24 protein-coding genes, 4 tRNA genes and 1 other RNA gene are annotated in these 24,429 nt (G+C 57.1%); 14 read left to right on the top strand and 15 right to left on the bottom strand.

The features are described 5' to 3' along the window. Window positions 1-64: 64 nt before the first annotated feature. Window positions 65-1,486, bottom strand: a complete 1,422-nt coding sequence (gltX, locus tag C1Y43_RS14150) for a glutamate--tRNA ligase (RefSeq protein WP_058758358.1) — start codon at window positions 1,484-1,486, stop codon at window positions 65-67. 273 nt (window positions 1,487-1,759) lie between these two features. Here gltX and C1Y43_RS14155 point away from each other — a divergent pair. The 6 genes from C1Y43_RS14155 (at window position 1,760) to C1Y43_RS14180 (ending at window position 3,226) form a co-directional block, all read left to right on the top strand. After that, window positions 1,760-1,835 (top strand) — tRNA-Val (locus C1Y43_RS14155). Window positions 1,836-1,876: 41 nt separating this feature from the next. Further along, window positions 1,877-1,952 (top strand) — tRNA-Val (locus C1Y43_RS14160). A 41-nt stretch (window positions 1,953-1,993) separates the two neighbouring features. After that, window positions 1,994-2,069 (top strand) — tRNA-Val (locus C1Y43_RS14165). 4 nt (window positions 2,070-2,073) lie between these two features. Further along, window positions 2,074-2,149: transfer RNA gene (locus C1Y43_RS14170), tRNA-Lys, on the top strand. 44 nt (window positions 2,150-2,193) lie between these two features. After that, window positions 2,194-2,330: non-coding RNA, RtT sRNA (locus C1Y43_RS14175), on the top strand. Between the two features lie 539 nt (window positions 2,331-2,869). Beyond that, entirely contained in the window at window positions 2,870-3,226 is a 357-nt protein-coding gene (locus tag C1Y43_RS14180) for a FlxA-like family protein (RefSeq protein WP_021508090.1), read from the top strand. Here C1Y43_RS14180 and C1Y43_RS14185 read toward each other — a convergent pair. Then, the gene (locus C1Y43_RS14185; RefSeq protein ID WP_021508089.1) at window positions 3,223-4,143 is read right to left on the bottom strand and encodes a LysR family transcriptional regulator; all 921 of its coding nucleotides are present in this window, start codon (window positions 4,141-4,143) and stop codon (window positions 3,223-3,225) included. The two genes, C1Y43_RS14180 and C1Y43_RS14185, sit on opposite strands and share 4 nt — an antisense overlap. 101 nt (window positions 4,144-4,244) lie before the next feature. On the opposite strand from C1Y43_RS14185, the gene C1Y43_RS14190 reads away from it, so the two are divergent. Continuing rightward, window positions 4,245-5,246: a bile acid:sodium symporter family protein gene (locus C1Y43_RS14190; protein WP_021508088.1), complete on the top strand. Its 1,002-nt coding sequence runs from the start codon at window positions 4,245-4,247 to the stop codon at window positions 5,244-5,246. A gap of 32 nt (window positions 5,247-5,278) precedes the next feature. Here the strand turns inward: C1Y43_RS14190 and C1Y43_RS14195 are convergent, their stop codons facing one another. The 3 genes from C1Y43_RS14195 to zipA form a co-directional block, all read right to left on the bottom strand. Beyond that, complete coding sequence (locus tag C1Y43_RS14195) at window positions 5,279-5,497, bottom strand: DUF3820 family protein (RefSeq protein ID WP_058758356.1); 219 nt, start codon at window positions 5,495-5,497, stop codon at window positions 5,279-5,281. A 1-nt stretch (window position 5,498) separates the two neighbouring features. Further along, on the bottom strand, window positions 5,499-7,517 hold the full coding sequence (gene ligA / locus C1Y43_RS14200) for an NAD-dependent DNA ligase LigA (protein WP_058781777.1): 2,019 nt from the start codon (window positions 7,515-7,517) through the stop codon (window positions 5,499-5,501). A gap of 72 nt (window positions 7,518-7,589) precedes the next feature. Then, complete coding sequence (zipA, locus tag C1Y43_RS14205) at window positions 7,590-8,573, bottom strand: cell division protein ZipA (RefSeq protein ID WP_104188612.1); 984 nt, start codon at window positions 8,571-8,573, stop codon at window positions 7,590-7,592. A 217-nt stretch (window positions 8,574-8,790) separates the two neighbouring features. Between zipA and cysZ the strand changes: the two genes are divergently transcribed. The 6 genes from cysZ (at window position 8,791) to crr (ending at window position 13,744) form a co-directional block, all read left to right on the top strand. Then, on the top strand, window positions 8,791-9,552 hold the full coding sequence (gene cysZ / locus C1Y43_RS14210) for a sulfate transporter CysZ (RefSeq protein ID WP_104188613.1): 762 nt from the start codon (window positions 8,791-8,793) through the stop codon (window positions 9,550-9,552). A 140-nt stretch (window positions 9,553-9,692) separates the two neighbouring features. After that, entirely contained in the window at window positions 9,693-10,664 is a 972-nt protein-coding gene (cysK, locus tag C1Y43_RS14215) for a cysteine synthase A (RefSeq protein ID WP_104188615.1), read from the top strand. Between the two features lie 16 nt (window positions 10,665-10,680). Further along, complete coding sequence (locus C1Y43_RS14220) at window positions 10,681-10,875, top strand: hypothetical protein (protein WP_021508082.1); 195 nt, start codon at window positions 10,681-10,683, stop codon at window positions 10,873-10,875. 178 nt (window positions 10,876-11,053) lie between these two features. After that, window positions 11,054-11,311, top strand: a complete 258-nt coding sequence (ptsH, locus tag C1Y43_RS14225; RefSeq protein WP_007889063.1) for a phosphocarrier protein Hpr — start codon at window positions 11,054-11,056, stop codon at window positions 11,309-11,311. A 159-nt stretch (window positions 11,312-11,470) separates the two neighbouring features. After that, complete coding sequence (gene ptsI, locus C1Y43_RS14230; RefSeq protein ID WP_021508081.1) at window positions 11,471-13,198, top strand: phosphoenolpyruvate-protein phosphotransferase PtsI; 1,728 nt, start codon at window positions 11,471-11,473, stop codon at window positions 13,196-13,198. 42 nt (window positions 13,199-13,240) lie between these two features. Further along, the gene (gene crr, locus C1Y43_RS14235) at window positions 13,241-13,744 is read left to right on the top strand and encodes a PTS glucose transporter subunit IIA (protein WP_010617547.1); all 504 of its coding nucleotides are present in this window, start codon (window positions 13,241-13,243) and stop codon (window positions 13,742-13,744) included. 244 nt (window positions 13,745-13,988) lie between these two features. On the opposite strand, the gene C1Y43_RS14240 is transcribed toward crr, so the two are convergent. From C1Y43_RS14240 to C1Y43_RS14285, 10 genes are all read right to left on the bottom strand, one after another. Beyond that, window positions 13,989-15,350: an ATP-binding protein gene (locus tag C1Y43_RS14240; RefSeq protein ID WP_021508080.1), complete on the bottom strand. Its 1,362-nt coding sequence runs from the start codon at window positions 15,348-15,350 to the stop codon at window positions 13,989-13,991. Continuing rightward, complete coding sequence (locus C1Y43_RS14245; RefSeq protein ID WP_021508079.1) at window positions 15,347-16,027, bottom strand: response regulator transcription factor; 681 nt, start codon at window positions 16,025-16,027, stop codon at window positions 15,347-15,349. The genes C1Y43_RS14240 and C1Y43_RS14245 overlap by 4 nt, the downstream gene beginning before the upstream one ends. A 172-nt stretch (window positions 16,028-16,199) precedes the next feature. Then, the gene (gene cysM, locus C1Y43_RS14250; RefSeq protein ID WP_104188616.1) at window positions 16,200-17,084 is read right to left on the bottom strand and encodes a cysteine synthase CysM; all 885 of its coding nucleotides are present in this window, start codon (window positions 17,082-17,084) and stop codon (window positions 16,200-16,202) included. Between the two features lie 72 nt (window positions 17,085-17,156). Then, window positions 17,157-18,245, bottom strand: coding sequence for a sulfate/thiosulfate ABC transporter ATP-binding protein CysA (gene cysA, locus C1Y43_RS14255; RefSeq protein WP_021508077.1), 1,089 nt, complete (start codon window positions 18,243-18,245; stop codon window positions 17,157-17,159). Then, complete coding sequence (gene cysW, locus C1Y43_RS14260) at window positions 18,235-19,107, bottom strand: sulfate/thiosulfate ABC transporter permease CysW (RefSeq protein WP_104188618.1); 873 nt, start codon at window positions 19,105-19,107, stop codon at window positions 18,235-18,237. The genes cysA and cysW overlap by 11 nt, the downstream gene beginning before the upstream one ends. Beyond that, window positions 19,107-19,940 (bottom strand): sulfate/thiosulfate ABC transporter permease CysT, encoded by an 834-nt coding sequence (cysT, locus tag C1Y43_RS14265; protein ID WP_058775689.1) that lies wholly within the window; start codon window positions 19,938-19,940, stop codon window positions 19,107-19,109. Before cysT ends, cysW begins: the two co-directional genes overlap by 1 nt. After that, the gene (locus C1Y43_RS14270; RefSeq protein WP_058775688.1) at window positions 19,940-20,956 is read right to left on the bottom strand and encodes a sulfate ABC transporter substrate-binding protein; all 1,017 of its coding nucleotides are present in this window, start codon (window positions 20,954-20,956) and stop codon (window positions 19,940-19,942) included. Before C1Y43_RS14270 ends, cysT begins: the two co-directional genes overlap by 1 nt. A gap of 220 nt (window positions 20,957-21,176) precedes the next feature. After that, on the bottom strand, window positions 21,177-22,079 hold the full coding sequence (locus C1Y43_RS14275) for a Dyp-type peroxidase (RefSeq protein WP_104188619.1): 903 nt from the start codon (window positions 22,077-22,079) through the stop codon (window positions 21,177-21,179). A gap of 98 nt (window positions 22,080-22,177) precedes the next feature. Next, entirely contained in the window at window positions 22,178-22,798 is a 621-nt protein-coding gene (locus C1Y43_RS14280; protein WP_058770813.1) for an RpoE-regulated lipoprotein, read from the bottom strand. A gap of 114 nt (window positions 22,799-22,912) precedes the next feature. Then, complete coding sequence (locus C1Y43_RS14285) at window positions 22,913-23,338, bottom strand: GNAT family acetyltransferase (RefSeq protein ID WP_021508071.1); 426 nt, start codon at window positions 23,336-23,338, stop codon at window positions 22,913-22,915. A gap of 209 nt (window positions 23,339-23,547) precedes the next feature. Between C1Y43_RS14285 and amiA the strand changes: the two genes are divergently transcribed. Then, a complete protein-coding gene (gene amiA, locus C1Y43_RS14290; RefSeq protein WP_104188621.1) occupies window positions 23,548-24,405 on the top strand; it encodes an N-acetylmuramoyl-L-alanine amidase AmiA in 858 nt (285 codons plus the stop codon). Window positions 24,406-24,429 lie beyond the last annotated feature (24 nt).

Below are 24,429 nucleotides of genomic sequence, written 5' to 3' on the forward strand. Positions count from 1 at the left end.
ATGCTTCCGGCTTTTTTGTTGCCTGCCTTATCACAGCAGCCTGACAGGCCGCTGTTCAGCTCAATCAGGCCTGTGCTTCACGCTCCGCGATAAACGCCAGTGCTTTTTCGATACGCGCCACGCTGCGGCTGCGGCCGATGGCTTCCACCGTCACGTCGAGCCCAGGCGACTGACCGGCACCGGTTACGGCAACGCGCAGCGGCATACCGACTTTGCCCATGCCGAGCTCAAGTTGATCCGCAGCAGCCTGAATGGCGTGATGCACGTTTTCCGCATTCCAGTCGCTGTCGCTGATGGCCGCCAGCTTGTCGCGTACCACTTCCAGCGGCTGACGCGCCACCGGACGCAGATGCTTTTTCGCTGCATCCGCATCAAACGCGTCAAACTCTTCATAGAAGTAGCGGCAGGACGCGGCGATTTCGACCAGCGTTTTGCAGCGCTCACCCAGCAGCGTCACCAGCTTCGCCAGCTCCGGTCCGGTGCGGGTATCGATATTCTGCTGCTCGATGTGCCACTGCAGCTGGGTCGCGACATATTCCGGCGGCAGCGTATTAATGTAGTGATGGTTGAGCCACTGCAGTTTCTCGGTGTTGAAGGCGCTGGCCGATTTGCTCACCGCATCGAGGGTGAACAGTTCAGTCATTTCCGCCACGCTGAAAATCTCCTGATCGCCATGTGACCAGCCGAGGCGCACCAGATAATTAAGCAACGCTTCCGGCAGGTAGCCGTCGTCGCGATACTGCATGACGCCCACCGCGCCGTGACGCTTGGACAGCTTTTTACCGTCATCGCCGAGGATCATGGATACGTGCGCATAAGTTGGCACTTCCGCACCAATCGCTTTCAGGATGTTGATCTGACGCGGCGTGTTGTTGATATGGTCTTCACCACGAATAACGTGCGTGATGCCCATATCCCAGTCGTCGACCACCACACAGAAGTTGTAGGTCGGTGAACCGTCGGTACGGCGGATGATCAGATCATCCAGTTCCTGGTTGCTGAATTCGATCGGACCACGAATCTGATCGTCAAAAATTACCGAACCGTCCTGCGGGTTGCGGAAGCGCACCACGCACGGCTCATCGGCAGCATGATGTTCATGGCTGTCGCGGCAGCGGCCGTCATAACGGGGCTTCTCGCCTTTTTCCATCTGCTCTTCACGCAGCGCGTCCAGACGCTCTTTCGAGCAATAGCATTTATAAGCAGTACCGGCTTCCAGCATTTCGTCGATAACGTCGTTATAACGGTCGAAACGTTTGGTCTGGTAGTACGGGCCCTCATCCCAGTCGAGATTCAGCCAGTTCATCCCATCCATAATGGCTTCGATCGCTTCCGGCGTGGAGCGCTCCAGGTCGGTATCTTCGATACGCAGGACGAATTCGCCCTGGTTATGGCGAGCATAAAGCCATGAGTAAAGCGCAGTACGCGCACCACCGACGTGCAGGTAGCCCGTCGGGCTGGGTGCGAAGCGAGTTTTGATTTTCATTCAGCATTGCCTTAAATGCGCAGGTTTCGTTGTCTGGATGACAAAAAAACGGGTTAACGCGGAAAAACAGTGCGCATATTCTAGCAGGTGAGGCTGATTCCTCAATCACTGTCACGCTGGCGGCGCGGGCAGAAGTGCGTTTTTCTGCTAATAAAACCAGCACATTGGCTAAAAGCGCTGCATGATGTCTAAATTTAAAGCGAACGCACATTTATGTTTTAAAAAGCGTTGACTCACTTCGAAGGATCCCTATAATGCGACTCCACACAGCGGGGGTGATTAGCTCAGTTGGTAGAGCATCTCCCTTACAAGGAGGGGGTCGGCGGTTCGAGCCCGTCATCACCCACCACTCTTAATGAGATGGCCCGCAGTGAACAAGAGATAAGATATGGGTGATTAGCTCAGTTGGTAGAGCATCTCCCTTACAAGGAGGGGGTCGGCGGTTCGAGCCCGTCATCACCCACCATATCTTAGTCAGATGACACTCTTGTTAAGCAGTACCGAAGTGGGTGATTAGCTCAGTTGGTAGAGCATCTCCCTTACAAGGAGGGGGTCGGCGGTTCGAGCCCGTCATCACCCACCACTTCGGGTCGTTAGCTCAGTTGGTAGAGCAGTTGACTTTTAATCAATTGGTCGCAGGTTCGAATCCTGCACGACCCACCAAATTCAGGAAAAAGCGCCCTCAGGGCGCTTTTTTCGTTTCTGTGCGCCGATGCTGAACGTGCAGGATGAGAACCTGCTGCAGGTTCGACTGAATCGCCGGGAGCGATTCAGGCTGATGCGCCAGCATCACCCGCAGGGCGAGGCCCCGGATGGGCCGAGGCATATCCTGCACGACCCGCCAAATTCAGGAAAAAGCGCCCTCAGGGCGCTTTTTTCGTTTCTTTACATCCCACTTCCCAGGCTACCAGTTAAGCTGCAACTGCATTCAACCACGTTTGCACATGTTGTAGCGGCGCAATTTATTGCGCGATGAATCGCGCCGCTACAAATGGTGTGCGATTTGCGGTTGCCTTACCTGGTTGCTCTTACGTCCTTAGGGCGCTTGTTTCGTTTCTTCACGTTCCCCCCAGCTGCCAGTTAAGCTGTAACTGCATTCAACTACGGTTGCGTTTGGTAGCGGCGCAATTTATTGCGCGATGAATCGCGCCGCTACGAATAGGGTGCGACTTGCGGTTGCCATATCTGACCGCTCTTACATTCTCAGGGCGCTTTTTCGCTTCAGCTGTGAAGAAAGAACCCGCTCAGCCTGAGGCCGTGCCCGCCCTATCCCCTTCCGCCCTCGTTCCTGACGAAACCTTTTCGCAAATTTAACATCTCTCACCCTCAAGCCGCAGCGGCTGCGTTCCGATAACGAAAGGGCACATTTGCAAGGAGAACGTTATGACCACCATTTCGACCAATACCAATATTGGCAGCAGCAGTACTTCGGGATCCGGAAGCGCATCCGGCAGTAGCGATAGCGCTTCGAAAATCGCCAGCCTGACCAAACAAATCGCCAGTCTGAACGATGAACTGAAAGACATCGCGAAGGACAAAAGCCTGACCGAGAAGCAAAGAAAGGATAAGCAGGAGACGATTAACGCGCAGATTCAGCTGCTGCAGGCGCAAATCCAGCAATTGCAGAAGCAGGAAAAGGAGAAAGCGGAGCAGAAGCAGGAGAAACAGGAGGTTACTGCAGTGAAAGCGGATGGCATCAACCGCCCAACCGACAGCAACCAACTTGACGTTTATGTTTAAAACGCCGGATTAAGCGCGCGATCCTGCGTCAGCAGCGCCGCCTGCTGACGCACTTCCTGCCAGATAGCCTCCGCTGCCGGGGTGAGTGACCGATTTTTGCGTTTAATCAGCATCAGGCTGCGATTGATCTCCGGATAGAGCCGGCGCACCGTCAGCTTACGACCAGACGGCAGCGGCAGCGCCAGTGCCGGTAAGATACTGATGCCAATGCCCGCTTCCACCATCGGATAAAGCGTGGCCGGATGGCCAATCTCCTGCACCACCTGCACGTTCAGCGCCAGCCGCTGCAATGCGGCATCGACCAGCAAACGGCTGCCCGACGCGTAATCCTGCAGCACCATAGCGCGACCAGCCAGCATTGACCACTGGGCCTGCGGCACCTGCGCCAGCGCATCATCCTGATGGCACAACAGTAAAAACGGCTCCTGCAGAATCTCCTCGCTATCGAAATCCGCATCCTGCAGCGGACCGATGACGATGCCAAAATCGACTTCCGCATTGCGCACGCTCTGCAATACCCACTGCTGCACGCGGTCGTGCAGAATCACCCGAATGTCGGGGTAACGCAGCTGGCTGCTGGCCAGACATTGCGGCATAAGATGCGCCGAGGGCGTCTGGCTGGCCGCCACGCGCACCGTGCCGCTGCGCTGCTCGCCATAGCTGCGCACATCGAGCAGAGTGGTATTGAGCTCCTCCAGCAGTCGTTCCAGCCGCGTTGCCAGTTGCTGTCCGGCTTCGCTCAGTAACACCTCGCGCGTGGTGCGATCCAGCAGCCGTACGCCCATCTCCGCTTCCAGCTCTTTAATGCTATGACTGACCGCCGACTGGCTCAGCCCAATCGCCTGCCCTGCCTGGCTGAAACTGCCGTGCTGCGCCACCGCCACGAAGGTGCGCAGCTGTCGTAAGGTGTAATTCATCGATTACGCTCATAGATTAATGCAATAAATCAATTTTATTTCTAAACGCGTCTGACGCACAATCAGCAGCATCATTTATTACATTTAACCGGATTGTAACAATGGGCTTTTTACGACTTGACCCGATGATGGTCAAACTCATCATCACCGTGCTGCTGGCCAGCTTCTTTCCGGCCAAAGGCGGGTTTGTCGATTTCTTCGAATACCTGACCACTGCGGCCATCGCCCTGCTGTTTTTCATGCACGGTGCCAAACTGTCGCGTGAGAAGATCATCGCTGGCAGCAGCCACTGGCGGCTGCATCTGTGGATTATGTGCAGCACCTTCGTGATTTTCCCGATCCTTGGCCTGCTGCTGGTGTGGTGGCATCCGGTCAACGTCGGCGCGGAGATTTACACCGGTTTCCTCTACCTGTGTATCCTGCCGGCGACGGTGCAGTCCGCGATTGCTTTCACCTCCATGGCGGGCGGTAACGTTGCCGCGGCGGTGTGTGCCGCCTCCGCCTCCAGTCTGCTGGGCGTCTTTATTTCGCCGCTGCTGGTTAACCTGGTGATGAATGTGCACAGCGATGCGCCGGGCAACGGTCTGGAGCAGATTGGTAAAATCATGCTGCAGCTGCTGGTGCCCTTTGTGCTGGGCCACCTGGCACGCCGCTGGATTGGTGGCTGGGTGGAGAAGCATCGCAGCCTGATTGGCAAAACCGATCAAACCTCGATTCTGCTGGTGGTCTATTCGGCGTTCAGTGAAGCGGTGGTTAACGGCATCTGGCATCGCGTCGGCGTTGATACCCTGCTGTGGATTCTGGCTGGCAGCCTGCTGATTCTGTTCGTCGCACTGGCGATCAACCTTGGCGCTTCCCGGCTGTTTGGCTTTAGCCGTGCGGATGAGATTGTGGTGCTGTTTTGCGGCTCGAAAAAGAGCCTGGCAAACGGCGTGCCGATGGCTAACATTCTGTTCCCGGCCAGCGCAGTGGGGATTATTGTCCTGCCGCTGATGATCTTCCATCAGGTCCAGCTGATGGTGTGCTCGTTCATTGCCCAGCGCTATAAAGCCGGCAATGAGAAGAAGCTGGCGAAGCAACAGATTGAAGCGCAGAAGTCATAAAAACATCAGGCCCGCAATTGCGGGCCTGTCACTTATTCACTGCGCTTGAGCGGTTTAACTAAGCCCTGTAAGCCTTCGATTTTGATCGCCAGCGTCAGCTGCATCAGCTCACCCAGTTTGCCGGCGGGAAACTCATTTTTACGCGCAAACCACAGCAGATACTCTTCCGGCACATCGATCAGCATCCGCCCTTTGTATTTGCCAAACGGCATCGCGGTATTGGCAATGTCAACCAGCTGCTGCTTATCCATCTCAGGCGCCCAGTAACCGAATCATTTCGGCTTCATCGATCACCGCAATCCCCAGCTCCTGCGCTTTTGCCAGCTTGGAACCGGCGGCCTCACCGGCGATCAGCAGATCGGTTTTTTTCGATACGCTGCCGCTGACTTTGGCCCCCAGCGCCGTCAGCCGCGCTTTGGCATCGTCACGGTTCATCTGCGACAGCGAGCCAGTCAGTACCACGGTTTTTCCGGCAAACGGGCTGTCGATCTCTTCGGCTTTGACCACCACCACCGCCGGCCAGTGCACGCCCACCTCCTCCGTCAGCTGGCGGATCACTTCACGGTTGCTCTCCTCTTCCATGAAGTTGCGCACGTGCGCTGCCACCACTTTGCCGACGTCCTGTACCGCGATTAGCGCATCGAGATCGGCGTTCATGACCTTTTCCAGCTCGCCAAAGTGGTTCGCCAGATTGGCCGCCGTCGCCTCGCCCACTTCGCGGATGCCGAGCGCATACAGGAAGCGCGGCAGCGTGGTGAATTTGGCTTTTTCCAGCGCGTCCACCACGTTTTGCGCCGATTTGGGCCCCATGCGGTCCAGTCCGGTCAGCTTGCCGGCGGTGAGACGGAACAGGTCGGCCGGGGTTTTGACGTACTCTTTTTCCACCAGCTGGTCGATGATTTTATCGCCCATGCCGTCCACGTCCATCGCACGGCGTGAGACAAAGTGCTTCAGCGCCTCTTTGCGCTGCGCGCCGCAAATCAGCCCGCCGGTACAGCGCGTTACGGCTTCGCCTTCCACACGCTCTACGTCAGAACCGCACACCGGACAATGGCTGGGAAACACAATCTCGCGCGCATCCGCCGGACGTTCGGATTCCACCACGTTGACCACCTGCGGAATCACGTCACCCGCGCGACGAATCACCACTTTGTCACCGATACGCAGCCCCAGCCGGGCGATTTCATCGGCGTTGTGCAGCGTCGCATTACTGACTATCACGCCCGCGACCTGCACCGGTTCGAGGCGCGCCACCGGCGTAATCGCGCCGGTACGTCCAACCTGAAACTCGACGTCGCGCACGATCGTCATCTGCTCCTGCGCCGGGAACTTGAATGCCACCGCCCAGCGCGGTGCGCGCGCCACAAAGCCCAGTTGCTCCTGCAGCGCCTGCGAGTCGACTTTGATCACCACGCCGTCAATATCAAAGCCGAGTGACGGACGGTCCTGCTCAACCTGGCGATAAAACGCCAGCACTTCATCCGCGGTGTGCACCAGGCGAATCCGATCGCTGACCGGTAATCCCCAGGCCTTAAACTGTTGCAGACGCTGCCAGTGGCTGGCAGGCATTTCGCCGCCCTCCAGCAGGCCAAAGCCGTAGCAGAAGAAGGTCAGCGGACGTTTCGCGGTGATACGCGGATCGAGCTGGCGCAGCGAGCCGGCCGCCGCATTACGCGGGTTGGCAAACACTTTGCCGCCGGTGCGTCGCGCTTCCTCATTCAGCTTCTCAAAGCCGCTTTCAGTCATGAAAACTTCGCCGCGCACTTCTACCCGCGCCGGAATATTGTCGCCGTGCAGGCGCAGCGGAATGGCGTGAATGGTGCGCACGTTCGCCGTGATGTTTTCGCCGGTAGTGCCATCGCCGCGCGTGGCGGCACGCACCAGCAGGCCGTTTTCATACAGTAAACTTACTGCCAGACCATCCAGCTTCAGCTCGCAGCAATAGGTGAGATCGTCAGTGCTTTTCAGGCGATCCTGCACGCGCTTATTGAAGGCAAGAAATCCGGCTTCATCAAAGGTGTTATCGAGCGACAGCATTGGCACTTCGTGGCGCACCTGTTCAAAGGTGGCAAGCGGTGCCGCGCCCACGCGCTGGGTGGGAGAATCCGGGGTGATTAAATCGGGATGCGCGCTCTCCAGCTCACGCAGTTCGCGCATCAATCGGTCATATTCTGCATCCGGGATTTCCGGCGTATCCATCACGTGATAGAGGTATTCGTGGTGGCGTAACGTGGTGCGCAGCGCGGTGATCTGCTCCTGAACCGATGTCATATTCTCTCGTCCGATAAAAAACCCCCGGCAAGCGGGGGTTATTTAGTTAAAGGGTGATACTGCTGGCGGCGCTTAGCCAATAACCTCGCGGATGCGTGCTTTATAGGTTTCCAGCTTTTGTGGTGTCATCATGCGACGCTCATCATCCAGCACCACGCCACCGACATCATCGGCGATGCGCTGTGCCGATTGCAGCATCAGCTTAAAGTTCTGATTGGCGTCACCGTAGGACGGCACCATCATAAAGATTGAGACGCCCGGCGTGGTGAAATCGCCCATTTCATCCGGATTGAACGAACCCGGTTTGACCATGTTTGCCAGGCTGAACAGCACCGGACCGCTGCCGGCCGGGCTGAGATGGCGATGGAAAATGTTCATTTCGCCAAACTGGAAGCCAGCCTGCAGAATGCCCTGCAGCAGCGCTTCACCGTTCAGTGCGCCACCGGCATGCGCGGCAACGTGCAACACCAGCACCGCTTCTTTTTTACTGCCCGGCGCAGCGGGCTGCGGTTGCGGTGCAGCTTCCTGCACAGGCGCAGGTTCAGGTTGTTTAACCTCTGGCTCGGCGGCGGTAAACTCCGGAGCCGGCTGGGTGGCGGACAGCGGTTCATTATCCAGCAGCGGATCGGCCTGAATCGGTTGTGGCTGCGGCTGCGGCAAGGGCTGCGCCACCGGCGCCTGCGGCGCAGGTGCAGGCTGACGTACCGGCTCATCGTCCAGCAGCGGATCGCCGCTTAACGCCGTTTCCTGGCGTGGGAACGGCTGACGCACCGGTTCCGGCGCACGCGGAGCAGCAGGTTTGGTGACCGGCGCATCGAACTGCGGCTCGTCTTCGGCATCACGCTGACGACGCACGCGTACTTCGCCGACGCCATCGTCTTCGCTGTTCAGCAGATCATCGTCATCCGCTTCTTCACGCTGTTTCAGACGTTTGTGCGGGCGATCGCGAAACACGGAAGAGCGCTCTTTACGGCTGGTCCACAGTCCGTGAAGAAGCAGCGCTATTATGGCGATCGCGCCAACAACGATTAATATCAGACGCAAATCCTGCATCATTGTATTCTCTGTTGTTCCAATACCTTGCCACCACGGCAAACTTTATCCTCTAACTGTATTTGCCCAGCTACACAAGTGCAAGTCTGTGCAGTATTTTCTGACAAATAAGATAGCTGCCCCACGCTTTTTTGCTGTTTTTTCGCGCAAAGTGCGCCTGTCACCGATAAAAAGCCAGGTTATGATGTTGGCGCCGCTACATAAAGGAGAAAGGCTCGCTATGCCCGCTGAGAATTCGGTCTCATCCATGAATGGTATTCATTATTTTGCCCAGGGCTGGAAACTGGTGCGTCTGCCCGGTATCCGCCGCTACGTCATCATCCCGCTGCTGGTGAACATTGTGCTGCTGGGCGGTGCGTTTATCTGGCTGTTTCAGCGCCTCGGCCAGTGGATTCCACAGCTGATGTCGCACGTGCCGGACTGGCTGCAGTGGCTGAGCTATCTGCTGTGGCCGCTGGCGGTGATTTCGATTGTGCTGGTATTCAGCTATTTCTTCTCCACCATCGCCAACTGGATTGCCGCGCCGTTTTGCGGCCTGCTGGCGGAGCAGCTGGAAGGACGTCTGACCGGAAAACCCCTGCCGGACAGTGGCTGGCTCGGCATGATGAAAGACTTCCCGCGCATCATGAAGCGCGAGTTACAGAAGCTCGGCTACTATTTGCCGCGCGCACTGGGCCTGCTGCTGCTCTATTTTATCCCCGGCTTTGGCCAGACCGTGGCGCCGGTGTTGTGGTTTCTGTTTAGCGCCTGGATGCTATCGATACAATATTGCGACTATCCGTTCGACAACCATAAAGTCAGTTTTCCTCAGATGCGTAACGCGCTGCGTCAGCATAAAACCGCCAATATGCAGTTTGGCGCGCTGGTCAGTCTGTTCACCATGATTCCGATCCTCAATCTCGCCATCATGCCGGTCGCGGTATGCGGCGCGACCGCCATGTGGGTCGATCGCTACCGCAGCCAGCATGCGCGTCATCTATAATGCATCAAAAAGCCTTATGCATTTTTGCATCAGGCTTATGGTCGCAGGCTATATAGATATACGATTTCTTTCCTTCCGCCGGGGGTCAGAACAGGTATGCTCTGAGGGTTCCCAATATTTCATACAGTTAAGGACGGGCTATGAGTAAGATCTATGAAGACAACTCTCTGACAATTGGTCATACGCCGCTGGTTCGACTGAACCGCATCGGTAATGGACGCATTCTGGCGAAGGTCGAGTCGCGTAACCCGAGCTTCAGCGTTAAATGCCGTATCGGTGCCAATATGATTTGGGACGCAGAAAAACGCGGTATTCTGAAACCGGGCGTTGAGCTGGTAGAGCCAACCAGCGGCAACACCGGCATTGCGCTGGCCTATGTCGCCGCTGCGCGCGGCTACAAGCTGACGCTGACCATGCCTGAGACCATGTCGATTGAACGTCGCAAGCTGCTGAAAGCGCTGGGCGCCAATCTGGTGCTGACCGAAGGGCCAAAAGGCATGAAGGGCGCCATCGCTAAAGCAGAAGAGATTGTTGCCGGCGATCCGGACAAATATGTGCTGCTGCAGCAGTTCAGCAACCCGGCCAACCCGGAAATTCACGAAAAGACTACTGGCCCGGAGATCTGGGAAGACACTGACGGCGCCGTAGATGTCTTCATTGCCGGCGTGGGCACCGGTGGTACGCTGACCGGCGTGAGCCGCTACATCAAGAACACCAAAGGCAAGCAGGATTTGATCACCGTGGCCGTTGAGCCTACGGATTCCCCGGTCATCGCGCAGGCGCTGGCGGGAGAAGAGATCAAACCGGGCCCGCACAAGATTCAGGGGATTGGTGCCGGTTTCATTCCGGGCAACCTTGACCTGAAACTGATTGACCGCGTGGTGGCCATCACCAATGAAGAAGCGATCAGCACCGCGCGTCAGCTGATGGAAGAGGAAGGCATTCTGGCCGGTATCTCTTCCGGTGCAGCAGTGGCGGCTGCCCTTAAGCTGCAGGAAGATGAAGCCTTCGCCAATAAAAATATTGTGGTGATTCTGCCCTCTTCCGGCGAACGCTATCTCAGTACCGCACTGTTTGCCGATCTGTTCACCGAAAAAGAGCTGCAACAGTAAACGACAGAGTCTGAAAATGATGAAAAAAGCACCCAAATGGGTGCTTTTTTGTGGCGCAGATCTCACTTTTACCACCGGGCAGATTGATTTCAGTGATGCGGCTCTGGTATTTAAGCAGCCAATTATTTCGGTGCCTGAAATTAATCTGCCTTTGAAGTGGATCAAGCTGAATCGATTTACTGATTTGGTGAAACGGCGAATCACGGCATAATCAGCAGAGTGACGTATTGCAGCAGTTTTGATCCGTCATCGAAAAAATGACTTTTTCATTCAAGCGCATTTTTTGGTCAGCGTGATGCCGTACCAGCGCACCTACACAGGCTAAAGTTACGGCTCCAGGCTAGACTTTAGATCCATAACACCAAACCTGATAAAGTTGGGGAAATAGAATGTTCCAGCAAGAAGTTACCATTACCGCACCTAACGGCCTCCATACCCGTCCTGCAGCTCAGTTCGTGAAAGAAGCGAAGGCTTTCCAGTCTGAAATCACTGTTACTTCTAACGGTAAATCTGCCAGCGCGAAAAGCCTGTTCAAACTGCAGACTCTGGGTCTGACTCAGGGTACGGTTGTTACGCTTTCTGCAGAAGGTGAAGACGAGCAGCAGGCGGTTGAGCATCTGGTCAAACTGATGGCTGAACTGGAGTAATTCCGCTCCGGCAAGCCATTAAACCGACTCCTTTGCCCCATTGAGTGCAATTATGTTGATCGCGGACAACCTGTCCGCGTTATTGCTTCCTTAGAGTACTGCTCCGCGACAGTGGCAACGCATTGGGTCAATGAGCCATCGTGATTAAAAGGTAGGGTTATGATTTCAGGCATTTTAGCATCACCGGGTATCGCTTTCGGCAAAGCACTGCTGCTGAAGGAAGACGAGATCGTCATCAGCCGTAAAAAGATTACTGACGACCAGGTTGAGCAGGAAGTTCAGCGCTTCCTCGACGGTCGCAGCAAAGCAGCCGGGCAGCTTGAAGCCATCCGTGTGAAAGCCGGTGAAACCTTCGGTGAAGAGAAAGCGGCGATCTTTGAAGGTCACATCATGCTGCTCGAAGACGAAGAGCTTGAGCAGGAAATCATCGACCTGATTAAAAAAGATCACGTAACCGCTGACGCCGCCGCCCACTCTGTGGTTGAAGGCCAGGCAAAAGCGCTGGAAGAGCTCGACGACGAATATCTGAAAGAGCGCGCGGCTGACGTACGTGACATCGGCAAGCGTCTGCTGCAGAACATTCTGGGTCTGCATATCGTTGACCTAAGCGCCATTGCTGACGAATCCATTCTGGTGGCGAAAGATTTGACGCCATCCGAAACCGCACAGCTGAACCTGAAAAAGGTGCTGGGCTTTATTACCGATCTGGGTGGTCGTACTTCACACACCTCGATCATGGCGCGTTCGCTGGAGCTGCCTGCAATTGTCGGCACCGGCAACGTGACCGCTACCGTAAAAAACGGTGATTTCCTGATTATCGATGGCGTGAACAACAAGATTTACGTCAATCCGACCGACGATGTGCAGGAAGAGCTGAAAGCGATTCAGACGCAGTATCTGTCTGAGAAGCACGAGCTGGCGAAACTGAAAGATCTGCCAGCGATTACGCTGGACGGCCACCAGGTTGAAGTGTGCGCCAACATCGGTACCGTACGAGATGTCGCCGGTGCCGAGCGCAACGGCGCGGAAGGTGTAGGTCTGTACCGTACTGAATTCCTGTTTATGGACCGCGATTCGCTGCCAAGCGAAGAAGAGCAGTTCCAGGCTTACAAAGCTGTGGCGGAAGCGATGGGTTCCCAGGCCGTGATCGTGCGTACTATGGACATCGGCGGCGACAAAGATCTGCCGTACATGAACCTGCCAAAAGAAGAGAACCCGTTCCTCGGCTGGCGTGCGATTCGTATCGCCATGGACCGCAAAGAGATTCTGCATGCCCAGCTGCGCGCCATTCTGCGTGCGTCTTCCTTCGGCAAACTGCGCATCATGTTCCCGATGATCATTTCGGTGGAAGAAGTGCGCTTCCTGAAGGCTGAGCTGGAGATGCTGAAGGCACAGCTGCGTGAAGAAGGTAAAGCCTTTGATGAGTCCATTGAAGTGGGCATCATGGTGGAAACCCCGGCTTCCGCAGTGATTGCTCGCCATCTGGCGAAAGAAGTCGACTTCTTTAGTATTGGGACAAATGACCTGACGCAGTATACTCTGGCGGTCGATCGTGGTAATGATTTGATTTCACACCTCTATAACCCAATGACGCCATCTGTATTGGGCCTCATCAAGCAAGTGATCGACGCATCACATGCCGAAGGGAAATGGACCGGCATGTGTGGTGAGCTGGCTGGTGATGAACGTGCTACACTACTGTTACTGGGAATGGGGCTGGACGAATTCAGCATGAGTGCCATTTCAATCCCAAGCATCAAGAAGATCATTCGCAATACCAATTTCGAAGATGCGAAGGCACTGGCAGAGCAGGCTCTGGCTCAACCCACAGCGGAAGATTTGATGAACCTGGTGAACAAGTTCATCAAAGAAAAAACGCTCTGCTGATCCACGAGACGCTGGCCCCAAATTACTGCTTAGGAGAAGATCATGGGTTTGTTTTCTAAACTTTTTGGCGATAAATCAGAGAGCGCGTCAGGGACTATCGATATCGTTGCGCCTCTGTCAGGCGAAATCGTGAATATCGAAGACGTACCTGATGTGGTATTCGCAGAGAAAATCGTCGGTGATGGTATCGCCATCAAACCTACTGGCAACAAAATGGTTGCACCAGTGGATGGTACTATCGGCAAGATTTTCGAAACCAACCACGCGTTTTCTATCGAGTCTGATAACGGCATCGAACTGTTCGTGCACTTCGGTATCGACACGGTAGAACTGAAAGGTGAAGGCTTCAAACGCATCGCTGAAGAAGGCCAGAAAGTGAAAAAAGGCGATGTGGTGATCGAGTTTGATCTGCCGCTGCTGGAAGAGAAAGCCAAATCCACGCTGACCCCGGTCGTGATCTCGAATATGGATGAGATCAAAGACCTGGTGAAACTCTCCGGTCAGGTTACCGTGGGCGAAACGCCGGTTATCCGCATCAGGAAGTAAACCGCGCTGATTGCGTGAAAACGGCACCCAATGGGTGCCGTTTTTGTTTGTTTCACACGCTGATGAATGATTTGCAGGCGAGCGCTTCTGGCAAAGCGCACCATGCCTGATTGAGGGCAGGACGACCGGGCAGAGGAGCAAAGCGTCCCGCGCCATGGATGGCGCGGGCCGAGGCCCAGGGACGGTTTATGCCGTCTTTGCGATCTGTCCGGTCGTCCTGACCGCCTGCGCCTGGCATGATTCTTTACGCCTGCTTCCAGCGCGGCAGCCGCAGCGTCACTTCCAGCCCGCCTTCCGGACGATTCACTGCCTGAACTTCGCCGTGATGGGCCAGAACCACTTTGCGCACGATCGACAGTCCCAGCCCGTAACCTTTGCCCATCAGCGGCGAATTCACCCGAACGAACGGATCGAAGATACTCGACAGCTTCTCATCATCCACGCCCGGCCCCTGATCGCGCACGCGAATCGCCAGCCACTGATTCTCCGCCTGCAACTGCACGCTAATATGCTGCCCCTGATGCGAGAAACGCAGCGCGTTGCGCAGCACGTTCTCCACGCCGCGGCGGATTAGCTCAGCATTACCGCGCACGGTGTAATCCGCGTTCTCATCCACCAGAAAATCTACGTGCACACCGGGGATCTGCGCTTCGTAGCGCACATCGGTTACCACCGCATGCAGCAGGCCGGTCAGGTCAAAATACTGCTCGCCAGGCATGCTCTCATGCTCAGCGCGCGACAGCGTCAGCAGTTCGCCGATCATCTTATCCAGGCGGCGCGCCTCCTCGTCGATGCGATTCAGTGAGGAGGCTACCGACTCCGGCGTCTGGCGCGCCAGACCGGTGGCTAACTGCAGGCGCGCCAGCGGGGAGCGCAGCTCGTGGGAGATATCATGCAGCAGCTCCTCACGCGCTTTCACCAGCGTATCCAGCCGCTCCACCATCGCATCAAAATCCTGGGCCACAATCGACAGCTCATCATGGCGTCGACGCATCACCGGATAGAGCCGCACCGACAAATCACCGCGCGACACGCGGGCAAACCCCTCGCGCAGCTGACGCATTGGTCGCGTCAGGTTCCACGCCAGCAGCAGACTGAACAGCAGCCCCAGCGCGCCGGCAAAGGTAAACATCGGCTCGGGGATATTCAGAATACGACGCGGGCCTCCGCCGCCCATTGAACTGTCTTCACGCAGCCCTTTGACGTCATAGCGCAGTTCATACTCTTTACCGTCAGCGCCCTTCACCCAGCGCACAATCACCTGCGGAAACGGGCCGTGAAACGGCTGATTAAAGGTCTCCGGCGGCGCATTGTCCGGCGTAGTGGCCGGTCTGGCGTGCTGAATCACCGAGAAAAACTGGCGATCGTTCGGCTCCCAGTCGGCCATCATATCGTCGAGCGAGCTGGGGCCGCCGCGCTCCAGTACCGACACCGCCGAAGCCATTTGCAGATTAACGATCCGACGCACCGCCACAATCTCCGGCGGCTCGTGACGGTTTCCTGACAAGGTAAAGCCCAGCCACAGCAGCTGGCTGATAATCACAAACACAATCCAGAAGCCCAGCAGGATCTTCCAGAACATGCGGCCACGGTAGCTGTGTTTCATCGAATGCGATAACCAATGCTGCGCACGGTTTCAATATTCACGCTGTCTGCGGTTAGCGCAGCCAGCTTCTGGCGGATGTTGCTGATGTGCACATCCACGCTGCGATCGTAAGCTTCACGCGGACGGCCCAGCCCCTTTTCCGACAGCTCATCTTTGGACACCACGCGGTCCGGTGCGCGCAGCAGCAGATCCAGCAGATTGAACTCCGACGCGGTGAGATCAAAAGCTTTGCCCTGCCACTCCGTGATACGCGTAGCCGGGTTCAGGCTGAGATCGCCCCAGCGCAGGACCTCTTTCTTATCCGGCACCGGTGCCTGATCTTCAAAGCGACGCAGCACCGCGCGCAGACGCGCCACCAGCTCGCGTGGATAGCAGGGTTTGGGCACGTAGTCATCCGCGCCCATCTCCAGGCCGATAACGCGGTCGATATTGTCGCCCTTCGCCGTCAGCATAATCACCGGCAGGCGGCTGTTCTGCCGCACCTGACGCAGCACATCAATACCGCTCATATCCGGCAGCATGATGTCGAGAATCATCGCGGTGTAGTGTCCGGATAACGCCCCTTCAATCCCGGCGCTGCCGGTCAGCACCAGCTGGGTTTCAAAACCTTCGGCAATCAGGTACTGGCTCAGCATGGTGCCAAGTTCAACATCGTCATCAACAAGCAGGATTTTCATCTTTTTCTCTCGTACAAAATTGCCGCTATTTTGTCCTGAGTGCCGCGGGAAAGCAGCCGGTTTTACGCGATCCTTACAGTGACCGCGTCAGAACATGCTTAGGGAGACTATAGACAAAAATGGCCCGTACGCCGCGTCACAGGGCGCACGAAGCCAGAAACAGGCGGGGGAACTAGCGGTGAAAAACGCCGGTGGAAAGATAGCGATCGCCGCGATCGCAGACAATGGCGACAACCACACTGCCCGGCTGCGCCGTCGCGATGCGCAATGCGCCAGCCACTGACCCACCTGAACTGACGCCGCAGAAAATGCCTTCGCGCTGCGCCAGCGCGCGCATGGTCTCTTCTGCCTCCTGCTGCGCCATATCTATCACTTCATCCACCAGTTCCGGACGATAAATCCCCGGCAGATAGGCCGCCGGCCAGCGACGAATACCGGGAATACTGCTGCCCTCCTGCGGCTGCAAACCAATCACTTTCACCGCCGGGGCAAACTCTTTCAGATAGCGCCCGACGCCGCTGATGGTGCCGGTGGTGCCCATGCTGGAGACAAAATGCGTCATACGACCGTGGCTTTGCTGCCAGATCTCCGGACCGGTGGTGAGATAGTGACCGAGCGGGTTGTCGGGATTATTAAACTGATCCAGCACTTTGCCTTCACCGCGCTGCGCCATGGCCTGCGCCAGATCGCGTGCGCCCTCCATGCCCTGCTCGCGTGTCACCAAAACCAGCTCAGCCCCGTAGGCGCGCATCGCATCCTGACGCTCCTGGCTCATGTTCTCCGGCATCAGCAGGCGTAACCGGTAGCCTTTCAGCGCGGCAATCATCGCCAGCGCAATGCCGGTATTTCCGCTGGTGGCCTCAATCAGGGTGTCGCCGGGCTGGATTTCACCCCGCAACTCAGCGTGGTGGATCATCGACCAGGCCGCGCGATCTTTCACCGAACCTGCCGGATTGTTGCCTTCCAGCTTGAGCCAGATTTCGCTGCCGTTATCCGGCGTCAGGCGCTGCAACTTAATCAGCGGCGTATTGCCGATGGTGTTTTCCAGAGTGGTCACGGTGTCATTCCAGCTGAAAGGAGTACAAATAAATCGGGCGGGAAAATCCCGCCCGAAGGAGTGACAAAAATATCAGGCGCTTTCGGCAAAGGCAACCGGGCGCAGCGGCGTGGTGCCCTGGTAGATACGTGCCTGTTGCAGACCAACAAACAGCCGTTCGCCGCGGATCGGCGCCGTCTGTTCACCGGCAAATACCACCGAGATTGGCTCGCTCTGCCAGCCGACGGGCTGAACCACCAGCTGCCAGAAGTGGCCACGCGGACTGACCTCCAGCACCTGTACCGGCAACGGCGTCTCCAGGCTACTCTGGCGTGACACGTCAACTTCCCACGGACGCAGGAACAGCTCCACGTCGCCCTGATGCGCTGGCGTATAGCCCAGCGGCCAGCGATGCGCGCCCACATGGAACTGCGAGCCGTGCACTTCGCCGTCAAAGCGGTTCACTTCGCCGAGGAACTCCAGCACGAAGCGGGTCGCGGGTTCGCGCCACACGTCATCCGGTGCGCCCACCTGCTCAATATTGCCCTGACTCATTACCACCACGCTATCCGCCACTTCCATCGCTTCTTCCTGGTCGTGGGTCACAAACACGCTGGTAAATTTCAGCTCTTCATGCAGCTGACGCAGCCAGCGGCGCAGCTCTTTACGTACCTGGGCATCCAGCGCGCCAAAGGGTTCGTCCAGCAGCAGAATCTGCGGCTCAACCGCCAGCGCACGCGCCAGCGCCACGCGCTGTTTCTGTCCACCGGAGAGCTGTGCCGGGTAGCGGTTGGCCAGATGTGCCAGCTGTACCATCTCCAGCAGGCGGGTAACGCGCTGCTTAATTTCGGCGCTGTTCGGACGCTCGCGGCGCGGCAGCACCGTCAGGCCAAAGGCGATGTTGTCGAACACCGTCATATGGCGGAACAGCGCATAGTGTTGAAACACAAAGCCGACCTGACGATCGCGCGCATGCGTGCGGCTGACGTCTTTGCCATGAAAATGGATCTGCCCGCTGTTCTGGTGCTCCAGCCCGGCGATAATGCGCAGCAGCGTGGTTTTACCTGAACCGGACGGTCCGAGCAGCGCCACCATCTTGCCGGAAGGAATATCCAGAGAGATATCGTTCAGCACCGGCGTGCGGCCAAATGCTTTATTAATGTGTTTAATCTCAATGCTCATGATTTTCCTCCTGTTGGCGCTTCTGCTGATGCTCTAATCGCCACTGCACCACGCTTTTCAGAAACAGCGTCACAATTGCCATCAGGGTCAGCAGCGCGGCGGCGGTAAAAGCGCCCACGGTGTTGTAATCCTGATGCAGTAATTCAACCTGTAAAGGTAAGGTATAGGTTTCGCCGCGAATCGAGCCGGACACTACCGATACCGCACCAAATTCGCCGATGGCGCGCGCGTTGGTCAGCACCACGCCGTACAGCAGCGCCCAGCGGATATTTGGCAGCGTCACGCGGCGGAACATCTGCCAGCCAGACGCGCCCAGCAGCACGGCGGCTTCATCTTCGTGGCTGCCCTGGCTCAGCATCACCGGCACCAGCTCGCGCACCACAAACGGACAGGTAACGAAAATCGTCGCCAGCACCATACCCGGCCAGGCAAACATCACCTGGATGTTGTGCGCATCAAGCCAGCCGCCAGCCGGGCCGTTCACACCCCAGAACAGCAGATACATCAGACCGGCCACCACCGGCGACACGGCAAACGGAATATCGAACAGCGTCAGCAGCAGCTGGCGACCGGGGAAAGTGAAGCGCGTCACCAGCCAGGCCAGCAGCGTGCCGAACACCAGGTTAACCGGCACGGTAATCAGCGCCACCAGCACCGTCAGCCAGATAGCATGCAGCATGTCACTATCCTGCAGGTTGCTAAAGGCCTTGCCGATGCCCTGCCCCAGCGCCTCCCAGAAGATGGAGACCATCGGCACCACCAGCAGGCCAATCGATACCAGCACGCCAATGCCGATCAGCAGCCATTTGCCCCAGTTCACCGGCTGACGCTCGGCATGATTGATCTGTGAAATCTCAGCCATCAGTGACCTCCCAGACGGCGGCCAAAGCGGCTCTGCAGAGTGTTAATCGCAAACAGCAGCAGCAACGACGCCGCGAGGATCACCGAAGCGATGGCGCTGGCGGCCGGATAATCAAACTCCTGCAGGCGAACAAAAATCATCAGCGAGGTCACTTCAGTTTTCCAGGCGATGTTGCCAGCGATAAAAATCACCGCGCCAAATTCACCAAGGCTGCGGGTAAACGACAGCGCGGTCCCGGCCAGCAGCGCCGGCGCGACTTCCGGCAGCACCACGCGCCGGAAACTCTGCCACGGCGTGGCACCGAGGGTTTCCGCCGCTTCCTCATACTCCGGGCCCAACTCTTCCAGCACCGGCTGCACGGTACGCACCACAAACGGAATGCTGGTGAAAGCCATCGCCACCGCGATACCGAGCCAGGTGTAAGACACTTTGATATCAAAGTGTGCCAGCCACTGACCGTACCAGCCGTTAACCGAAAACAGCCCGGCCAGCGTCAGACCGGCCACCGCCGTCGGCAGCGCAAACGGCAGGTCTATCAGGCCATCCAGCAGCGTACGGCCGGGAAAGCGATAGCGGGTCAGGATCCACGCCATCAACATGCCAAACACCGCGTTAAACAGCGAGGCCACGCCCGCTGACAGCAGCGTGACTTTATACGCCGCCACCAGTTGCGGATTGCTGATCACCTGCCAGTACTGCGCCAGCGTCATCTGCGACAGCTGCATCAGCAGCGCGCTGATCGGCAGCAGCAGAATCAGACAGGTAAACAGCAGGCTGGTGCCGAGGCTGAGGCCAAAGCCGGGCAGAACGCGTTTCTGTGCAGAAGCCAACATCAGCCGCGCCCCGCTGCCAGTAATTTATCCAGCTCACCGCCGCTGGCGAAGTGGGTTTTCATCACCTGTGGCCAGCCGCCAAACGCGTCATTAACATTGAACAGCGCAGTCTGCGGGAAGCGATCTTTCTGCTCCGCCATCAGCTGCGGGTTGTTCACGCGATAGTAAAAGCCGGTGATGATTTTCTGCGCCTGCGGCGTGTAGAGGTAGTTAAGATAGGCTTTCGCCGCTTCCGCCGTCCCGTTGTGTTCGACGTTCTTATCGACCCACGCGACCGGGAATTCAGCAAGGATGTTGGTTTTCGGCACAATCACTTCGTATTGGTCTTTACCGTACTGGTTACGGATATTGTTCACTTCCGATTCAAAGCTGATCAGCACATCACCCAGTCCGCGCTCGGCAAAAGTGGTGGTGGCACCACGGCCGCCGGTATCAAACACTTCGACGTTCTTCAGGAACTTCGTCATAAACGCTTCGGTTTTGGCCTGATCTTTGCCGTCCGCCTGGTCGGCAGCGCCCCACGCAGCCAGATAAGTGTAACGGCCGTTACCGGAGGTTTTCGGATTCGGGAAAATCAGCTTCACGTTATCGCGCGCCAGATCGGCCCAGTCATGAATCTGCTTTGGATTCCCCTTGCGCACCAGGAAGGCCATGGTGGAATAAAACGGTGAGCTGCTGTTAGGCAGACGGCTCTGCCAGTCGGCCGGGATCAGGTTGCCTTTGTCGTGCAGCACCTGCACATCGGTCACCTGGTTGTACGTGACAACATCAGCACGCAGCCCCTGCAGAATGGCCAGCGCCTGTTTTGAGGAGCCCGCATGTGACTGTTTAATGGTCAGCTTGTCGTCAGGGTGCGCCGCGTCCCACTGCTGTTCAAACGGCGCATTCAGGGCAACAAACAGTTCACGTGACACATCGTAAGAGCTATTGAGCAGCTCTGTTGCCTGTGCCGCGCCCGCTAAACTCAGCGACAGCGCTATACCGCCAAGCCATTTTTTCGAAACCGAACGTGTCATGCTGCACCCTGAGAAATGGAGTTCGAGCCTATGTCATTAGATGCTGTCAGTGTATTTATAACTCTGGCGAAAGCTGTAACGGTTTTATATATCGTTTAGGGATTTCAAAGTCTAAAAAGGCATAAGCCAGCGGCAGAGTTTATGCGCAGGGCGGGATTAACTGAGCCGCGTCAAGCGGGGATGTGGTGCGCGCGGCGGCGCACCGGTAAAACGCTGTGGATTAACGTGACAGCGCCTGCAGCGCCGTCAGCGAAGGGGCAAAGAAGTAGCTGCCGCTCACCGGTTTGGTGAACCGTAACATGGCATCCATCTTGCCGTCGCGCTCGCCAAACATGCTCAGTAGCTGCTGCTCGATGTTATACAGGCGATGGCAGTACGAAATAAAATAGAGACCGTGGCGTCCGCTGGCGGTGCCGTACGGCAGGCTCTGGCGCAGAATCTTCAGGCCTTTGCCCTCTTCTTTCAAATCCACGCGGCTCAGGTGCGACGTCGCCGGCCGCTGATCGCCCGGCAGCTCTTCATTGTCCTGTTTGGTGCGGCCAATAATCGCTTCCTGCTTATCAATCGCCAGCCGGTTGAACTGCGGCAGGTTGTGCTCCCAGCGCTGGGTAAACACATAGCTGCCGCCGGCATCCGGGCCGTCAGCAATGATCGCCACCTGCTGGCGCGCTTCGCCCTGCGGGTTTTCGGTGCCATCAACAAAACCGGAAAGATCGCGATCCTCAACCCAGCGGAAACCGTGAGTCTCTTCTTCAATGGCGACCGCGCCGGCAAACGCCGTCAGCGCCGCCTGCGCCAGCGAAAAGTTCACGTCGTGACGCAGCGACTGAATATGGATCAACAGATCGCGCTGCGTCGCCGGTGCGGCACCTTTGCCGAGCGGCGTGAAAGCTTTGAGTTCAGGAGCTGAATCGGTGCCCTGCAGATCGCGCCACAGCGCATCACCAAAGGCGATGACCGCACCGAGACCGGCGTCCGGGAATTGCTGCTGCAGCGCAGCCAGCTGTTGCAGAAAGGCGTGGCAACCCTGACGCAGCGCAGCGAGGTCGCCGGTGGCGCGGGCTTCCAGCCAAATGGCGAAACGGCGGTGCTCCAGCAGGATCCCGCTCTGAAACTGAGACATGACAATGCTCTCCGGCATAAAAGTTAACGGCGTTTTTTCGCCGGTATCATACCGGAAAGCCCTGCGCAGAAGATGCGTTAACGCAATTTTTTCGCCAGTTAACGCTGCCAGACGATCTTACTGATTTTCCAGCTTTTTAACGTATCATCTGACGGCATCAGCCCGGTCGGACCGTGCCACTCGCCGCTGTAGATATAGGCGATATGCTGACTACCCGGCGCGCGGCACTCAACATCGCGCACATCCAGCCCGGCAACCATTTTGCAATTATCAAACGCTTTGCTGAATTTATCGCTGAACGCATCACCGATTTTACTGCCGTCGGCGCTGCGCGCATCGCTATCGAGCACTTCAATGCGCTCGACGCTACGCTGGCCATTAATCACCAGCTTAACCTTACCGTCATCCAGCGCCTGCCAGAAATCCACTACCTGCCCGTTCTGCGTGCGCATGCCCTGACGCAGCTGATAATCATTGTTCAGCGCGGCGCTAATGGCGGACTCCGACATTGCCGTGTTGCTGTTCAGCCCGGCGACGCCCTGCTCGGTGACGGTGAGCGAACTGCCAAACCAGCTAAACGGATTGAGCGCCGACCAGTGATAGCTGAGCGGATTGTACCAGTGACTTTCGCTGGTGCTGGCAGAGGAAGAGGAACCGGAACTGGCGCAACCGGCCAGCACCAGGGCGCTGACCAGCAGGGCGGGACGAACAACTTTCATGCAAACTCCTTTCTTTTGTGCCGACTGGCGTGCCTGTTGGAGTCGCAAACCGGCAAAAAGTTTATTCGCTGTTGCTGCATGGCGGGCAGAAACCCGGCCGCGCGACGCGTGGAATCAGTATTCACGGTCTTCAATCAGGCGTTTGCCCAGCAGCAGTGAGTCGACCGGCTCGTAATCCAGCTTCTCGTAGAAAGCCACCACCTGATCGTTCTCTTCGCGCACCATCAGATGGATTTTCGGGCAGCCGCGCGCAATCAGCTTTTTCTCCAGCCGGTTCATCAGCGCATTGGCAAATCCCCGGCCCTGATAATCAGGGTGCACCGCCAGATAGTAGGCGGAGCCGCGATGGCCATCGTAGCCGCCCATCAGCGTGCCCACGACCTCGCCGCCTACCTCAGCCACCAGAAACAGCTCCGGGTCATGGTTCATTTTGCGTTCGATGTCGAGTTCCGGATCGTTCCACGGCCGTAACAGATCGCAACGCTCCCAGAGCGTAATGACTTCTTCAAAATCTTCCTGGCGGAAGGAGCGGATTTCCATCGGCGTTACCCTGCAATGAGGCACAATTCGCTGATTATCACGCATTCTTTGCCAGGCGCAACCCTCGCAGGGCGCAACGGCTGAAAAAAACGGCTAAATAGCGATTCGCGGCCTGAAATACAAAGTAATGTCCTGAAATGGTTCGGCAGTCGCCGCCGGACGGCGCTTAAGCTATAACACGGGGCAGGTTTACTCTCAGGGACATGTTAATGAACAAGATTTCACTGTTGCGGCGCCTGACCAATCGCCGCCAGCTGATCCTCTCCGGCCTGGCGCTGGCGGTGCTGTCGCCGCGCGCGGTCCAGGCGCAGAAAACGCGCGCGGCAATGCCCGTCAGCGCACGTCATACACCGCCGAAACCGGCCACCAGCGGCAAGCGCATCGTGATGATCGATCCCGGTCACGGCGGCATTGATTCTGGCGCGGTGGGTCAGGAAGGCTCAGAAGAGAAGCACATCGTACTGGAGATCGCCAACACCGTGCGTACGCTGCTGCAGAACCACCCGAAGGTGGAAGTGCGGCTGACGCGCGACAGCGACCACTTCATTCCGCTCTATCAGCGCGTGGAGATTGCGCATCAGCACGGCGCCAACCTGTTTATGTCGATTCACGCCGACGGCTACACCAGCCCGGAAGCCAACGGTGCATCGGTGTTCGCCCTCTCCAATCGCGGTGCCAGCAGCGCCATGGCGCGCTATATGTCGCAGCGCGAAAACGACGCCGATAAAGTGGGCGGCGCGGCGGTGCAGGAAAAAGATAATTACCTTAACCAGATCCTGTTCGACCTGGTGCAGACCGATACCATCCGCAACAGCCTGACGCTGGGTAAACACGTGCTGGACCAGATTCGCCCGGTGCATCATCTGCACAGCCAGCACACCGAGCAGGCGGCATTCGCGGTGCTAAAATCCCCGTCGATCCCGTCGGTGCTGGTGGAAACCTCGTTTATCACCAACCCGCTTGAAGAACAGCTGTTGGGCACCACGGCGTTTCGCCAGAAAATTGCCCGGGCGATTGCTGACGGTATCGTCAATTACTTTGATGAGTACGATCGTCGCCAGGCCTGATAGCGTTTTGTGCTAGAATCGCGG

Origin of the sequence: Pantoea sp. ICBG 828, from assembly GCF_002928355.1 — a bacterium.
In the GTDB taxonomy this organism is placed as follows: Bacteria; Pseudomonadota; Gammaproteobacteria; order Enterobacterales; family Enterobacteriaceae; genus Pantoea; species Pantoea dispersa.

Excerpts from the sequence above, each read along its gene's own strand:
- gltX (WP_058758358.1), bottom strand. The coding sequence starts at position 1,486 with ATGAAAATCAAAACTCGCTTCGCACCCAGCCCGACGGGCTACCTGCAC.
- C1Y43_RS14180 (WP_021508090.1), top strand. The coding sequence starts at position 2,870 with ATGACCACCATTTCGACCAATACCAATATTGGCAGCAGCAGTACTTCG.
- C1Y43_RS14185 (WP_021508089.1), bottom strand. The coding sequence starts at position 4,143 with ATGAATTACACCTTACGACAGCTGCGCACCTTCGTGGCGGTGGCGCAG.
- C1Y43_RS14190 (WP_021508088.1), top strand. The coding sequence starts at position 4,245 with ATGGGCTTTTTACGACTTGACCCGATGATGGTCAAACTCATCATCACC.
- C1Y43_RS14195 (WP_058758356.1), bottom strand. The coding sequence starts at position 5,497 with ATGGATAAGCAGCAGCTGGTTGACATTGCCAATACCGCGATGCCGTTT.
- ligA (WP_058781777.1), bottom strand. The coding sequence starts at position 7,517 with ATGACATCGGTTCAGGAGCAGATCACCGCGCTGCGCACCACGTTACGC.
- zipA (WP_104188612.1), bottom strand. The coding sequence starts at position 8,573 with ATGATGCAGGATTTGCGTCTGATATTAATCGTTGTTGGCGCGATCGCC.
- cysZ (WP_104188613.1), top strand. The coding sequence starts at position 8,791 with ATGCCCGCTGAGAATTCGGTCTCATCCATGAATGGTATTCATTATTTT.
- cysK (WP_104188615.1), top strand. The coding sequence starts at position 9,693 with ATGAGTAAGATCTATGAAGACAACTCTCTGACAATTGGTCATACGCCG.
- C1Y43_RS14220 (WP_021508082.1), top strand. The coding sequence starts at position 10,681 with ATGATGAAAAAAGCACCCAAATGGGTGCTTTTTTGTGGCGCAGATCTC.
- ptsH (WP_007889063.1), top strand. The coding sequence starts at position 11,054 with ATGTTCCAGCAAGAAGTTACCATTACCGCACCTAACGGCCTCCATACC.
- ptsI (WP_021508081.1), top strand. The coding sequence starts at position 11,471 with ATGATTTCAGGCATTTTAGCATCACCGGGTATCGCTTTCGGCAAAGCA.
- crr (WP_010617547.1), top strand. The coding sequence starts at position 13,241 with ATGGGTTTGTTTTCTAAACTTTTTGGCGATAAATCAGAGAGCGCGTCA.
- C1Y43_RS14240 (WP_021508080.1), bottom strand. The coding sequence starts at position 15,350 with ATGAAACACAGCTACCGTGGCCGCATGTTCTGGAAGATCCTGCTGGGC.
- C1Y43_RS14245 (WP_021508079.1), bottom strand. The coding sequence starts at position 16,027 with ATGAAAATCCTGCTTGTTGATGACGATGTTGAACTTGGCACCATGCTG.
- cysA (WP_021508077.1), bottom strand. The coding sequence starts at position 18,245 with ATGAGCATTGAGATTAAACACATTAATAAAGCATTTGGCCGCACGCCG.
- cysW (WP_104188618.1), bottom strand. The coding sequence starts at position 19,107 with ATGGCTGAGATTTCACAGATCAATCATGCCGAGCGTCAGCCGGTGAAC.
- cysT (WP_058775689.1), bottom strand. The coding sequence starts at position 19,940 with ATGTTGGCTTCTGCACAGAAACGCGTTCTGCCCGGCTTTGGCCTCAGC.
- C1Y43_RS14270 (WP_058775688.1), bottom strand. The coding sequence starts at position 20,956 with ATGACACGTTCGGTTTCGAAAAAATGGCTTGGCGGTATAGCGCTGTCG.
- C1Y43_RS14275 (WP_104188619.1), bottom strand. The coding sequence starts at position 22,079 with ATGTCTCAGTTTCAGAGCGGGATCCTGCTGGAGCACCGCCGTTTCGCC.
- C1Y43_RS14280 (WP_058770813.1), bottom strand. The coding sequence starts at position 22,798 with ATGAAAGTTGTTCGTCCCGCCCTGCTGGTCAGCGCCCTGGTGCTGGCC.
- C1Y43_RS14285 (WP_021508071.1), bottom strand. The coding sequence starts at position 23,338 with ATGGAAATCCGCTCCTTCCGCCAGGAAGATTTTGAAGAAGTCATTACG.
- amiA (WP_104188621.1), top strand. The coding sequence starts at position 23,548 with ATGAACAAGATTTCACTGTTGCGGCGCCTGACCAATCGCCGCCAGCTG.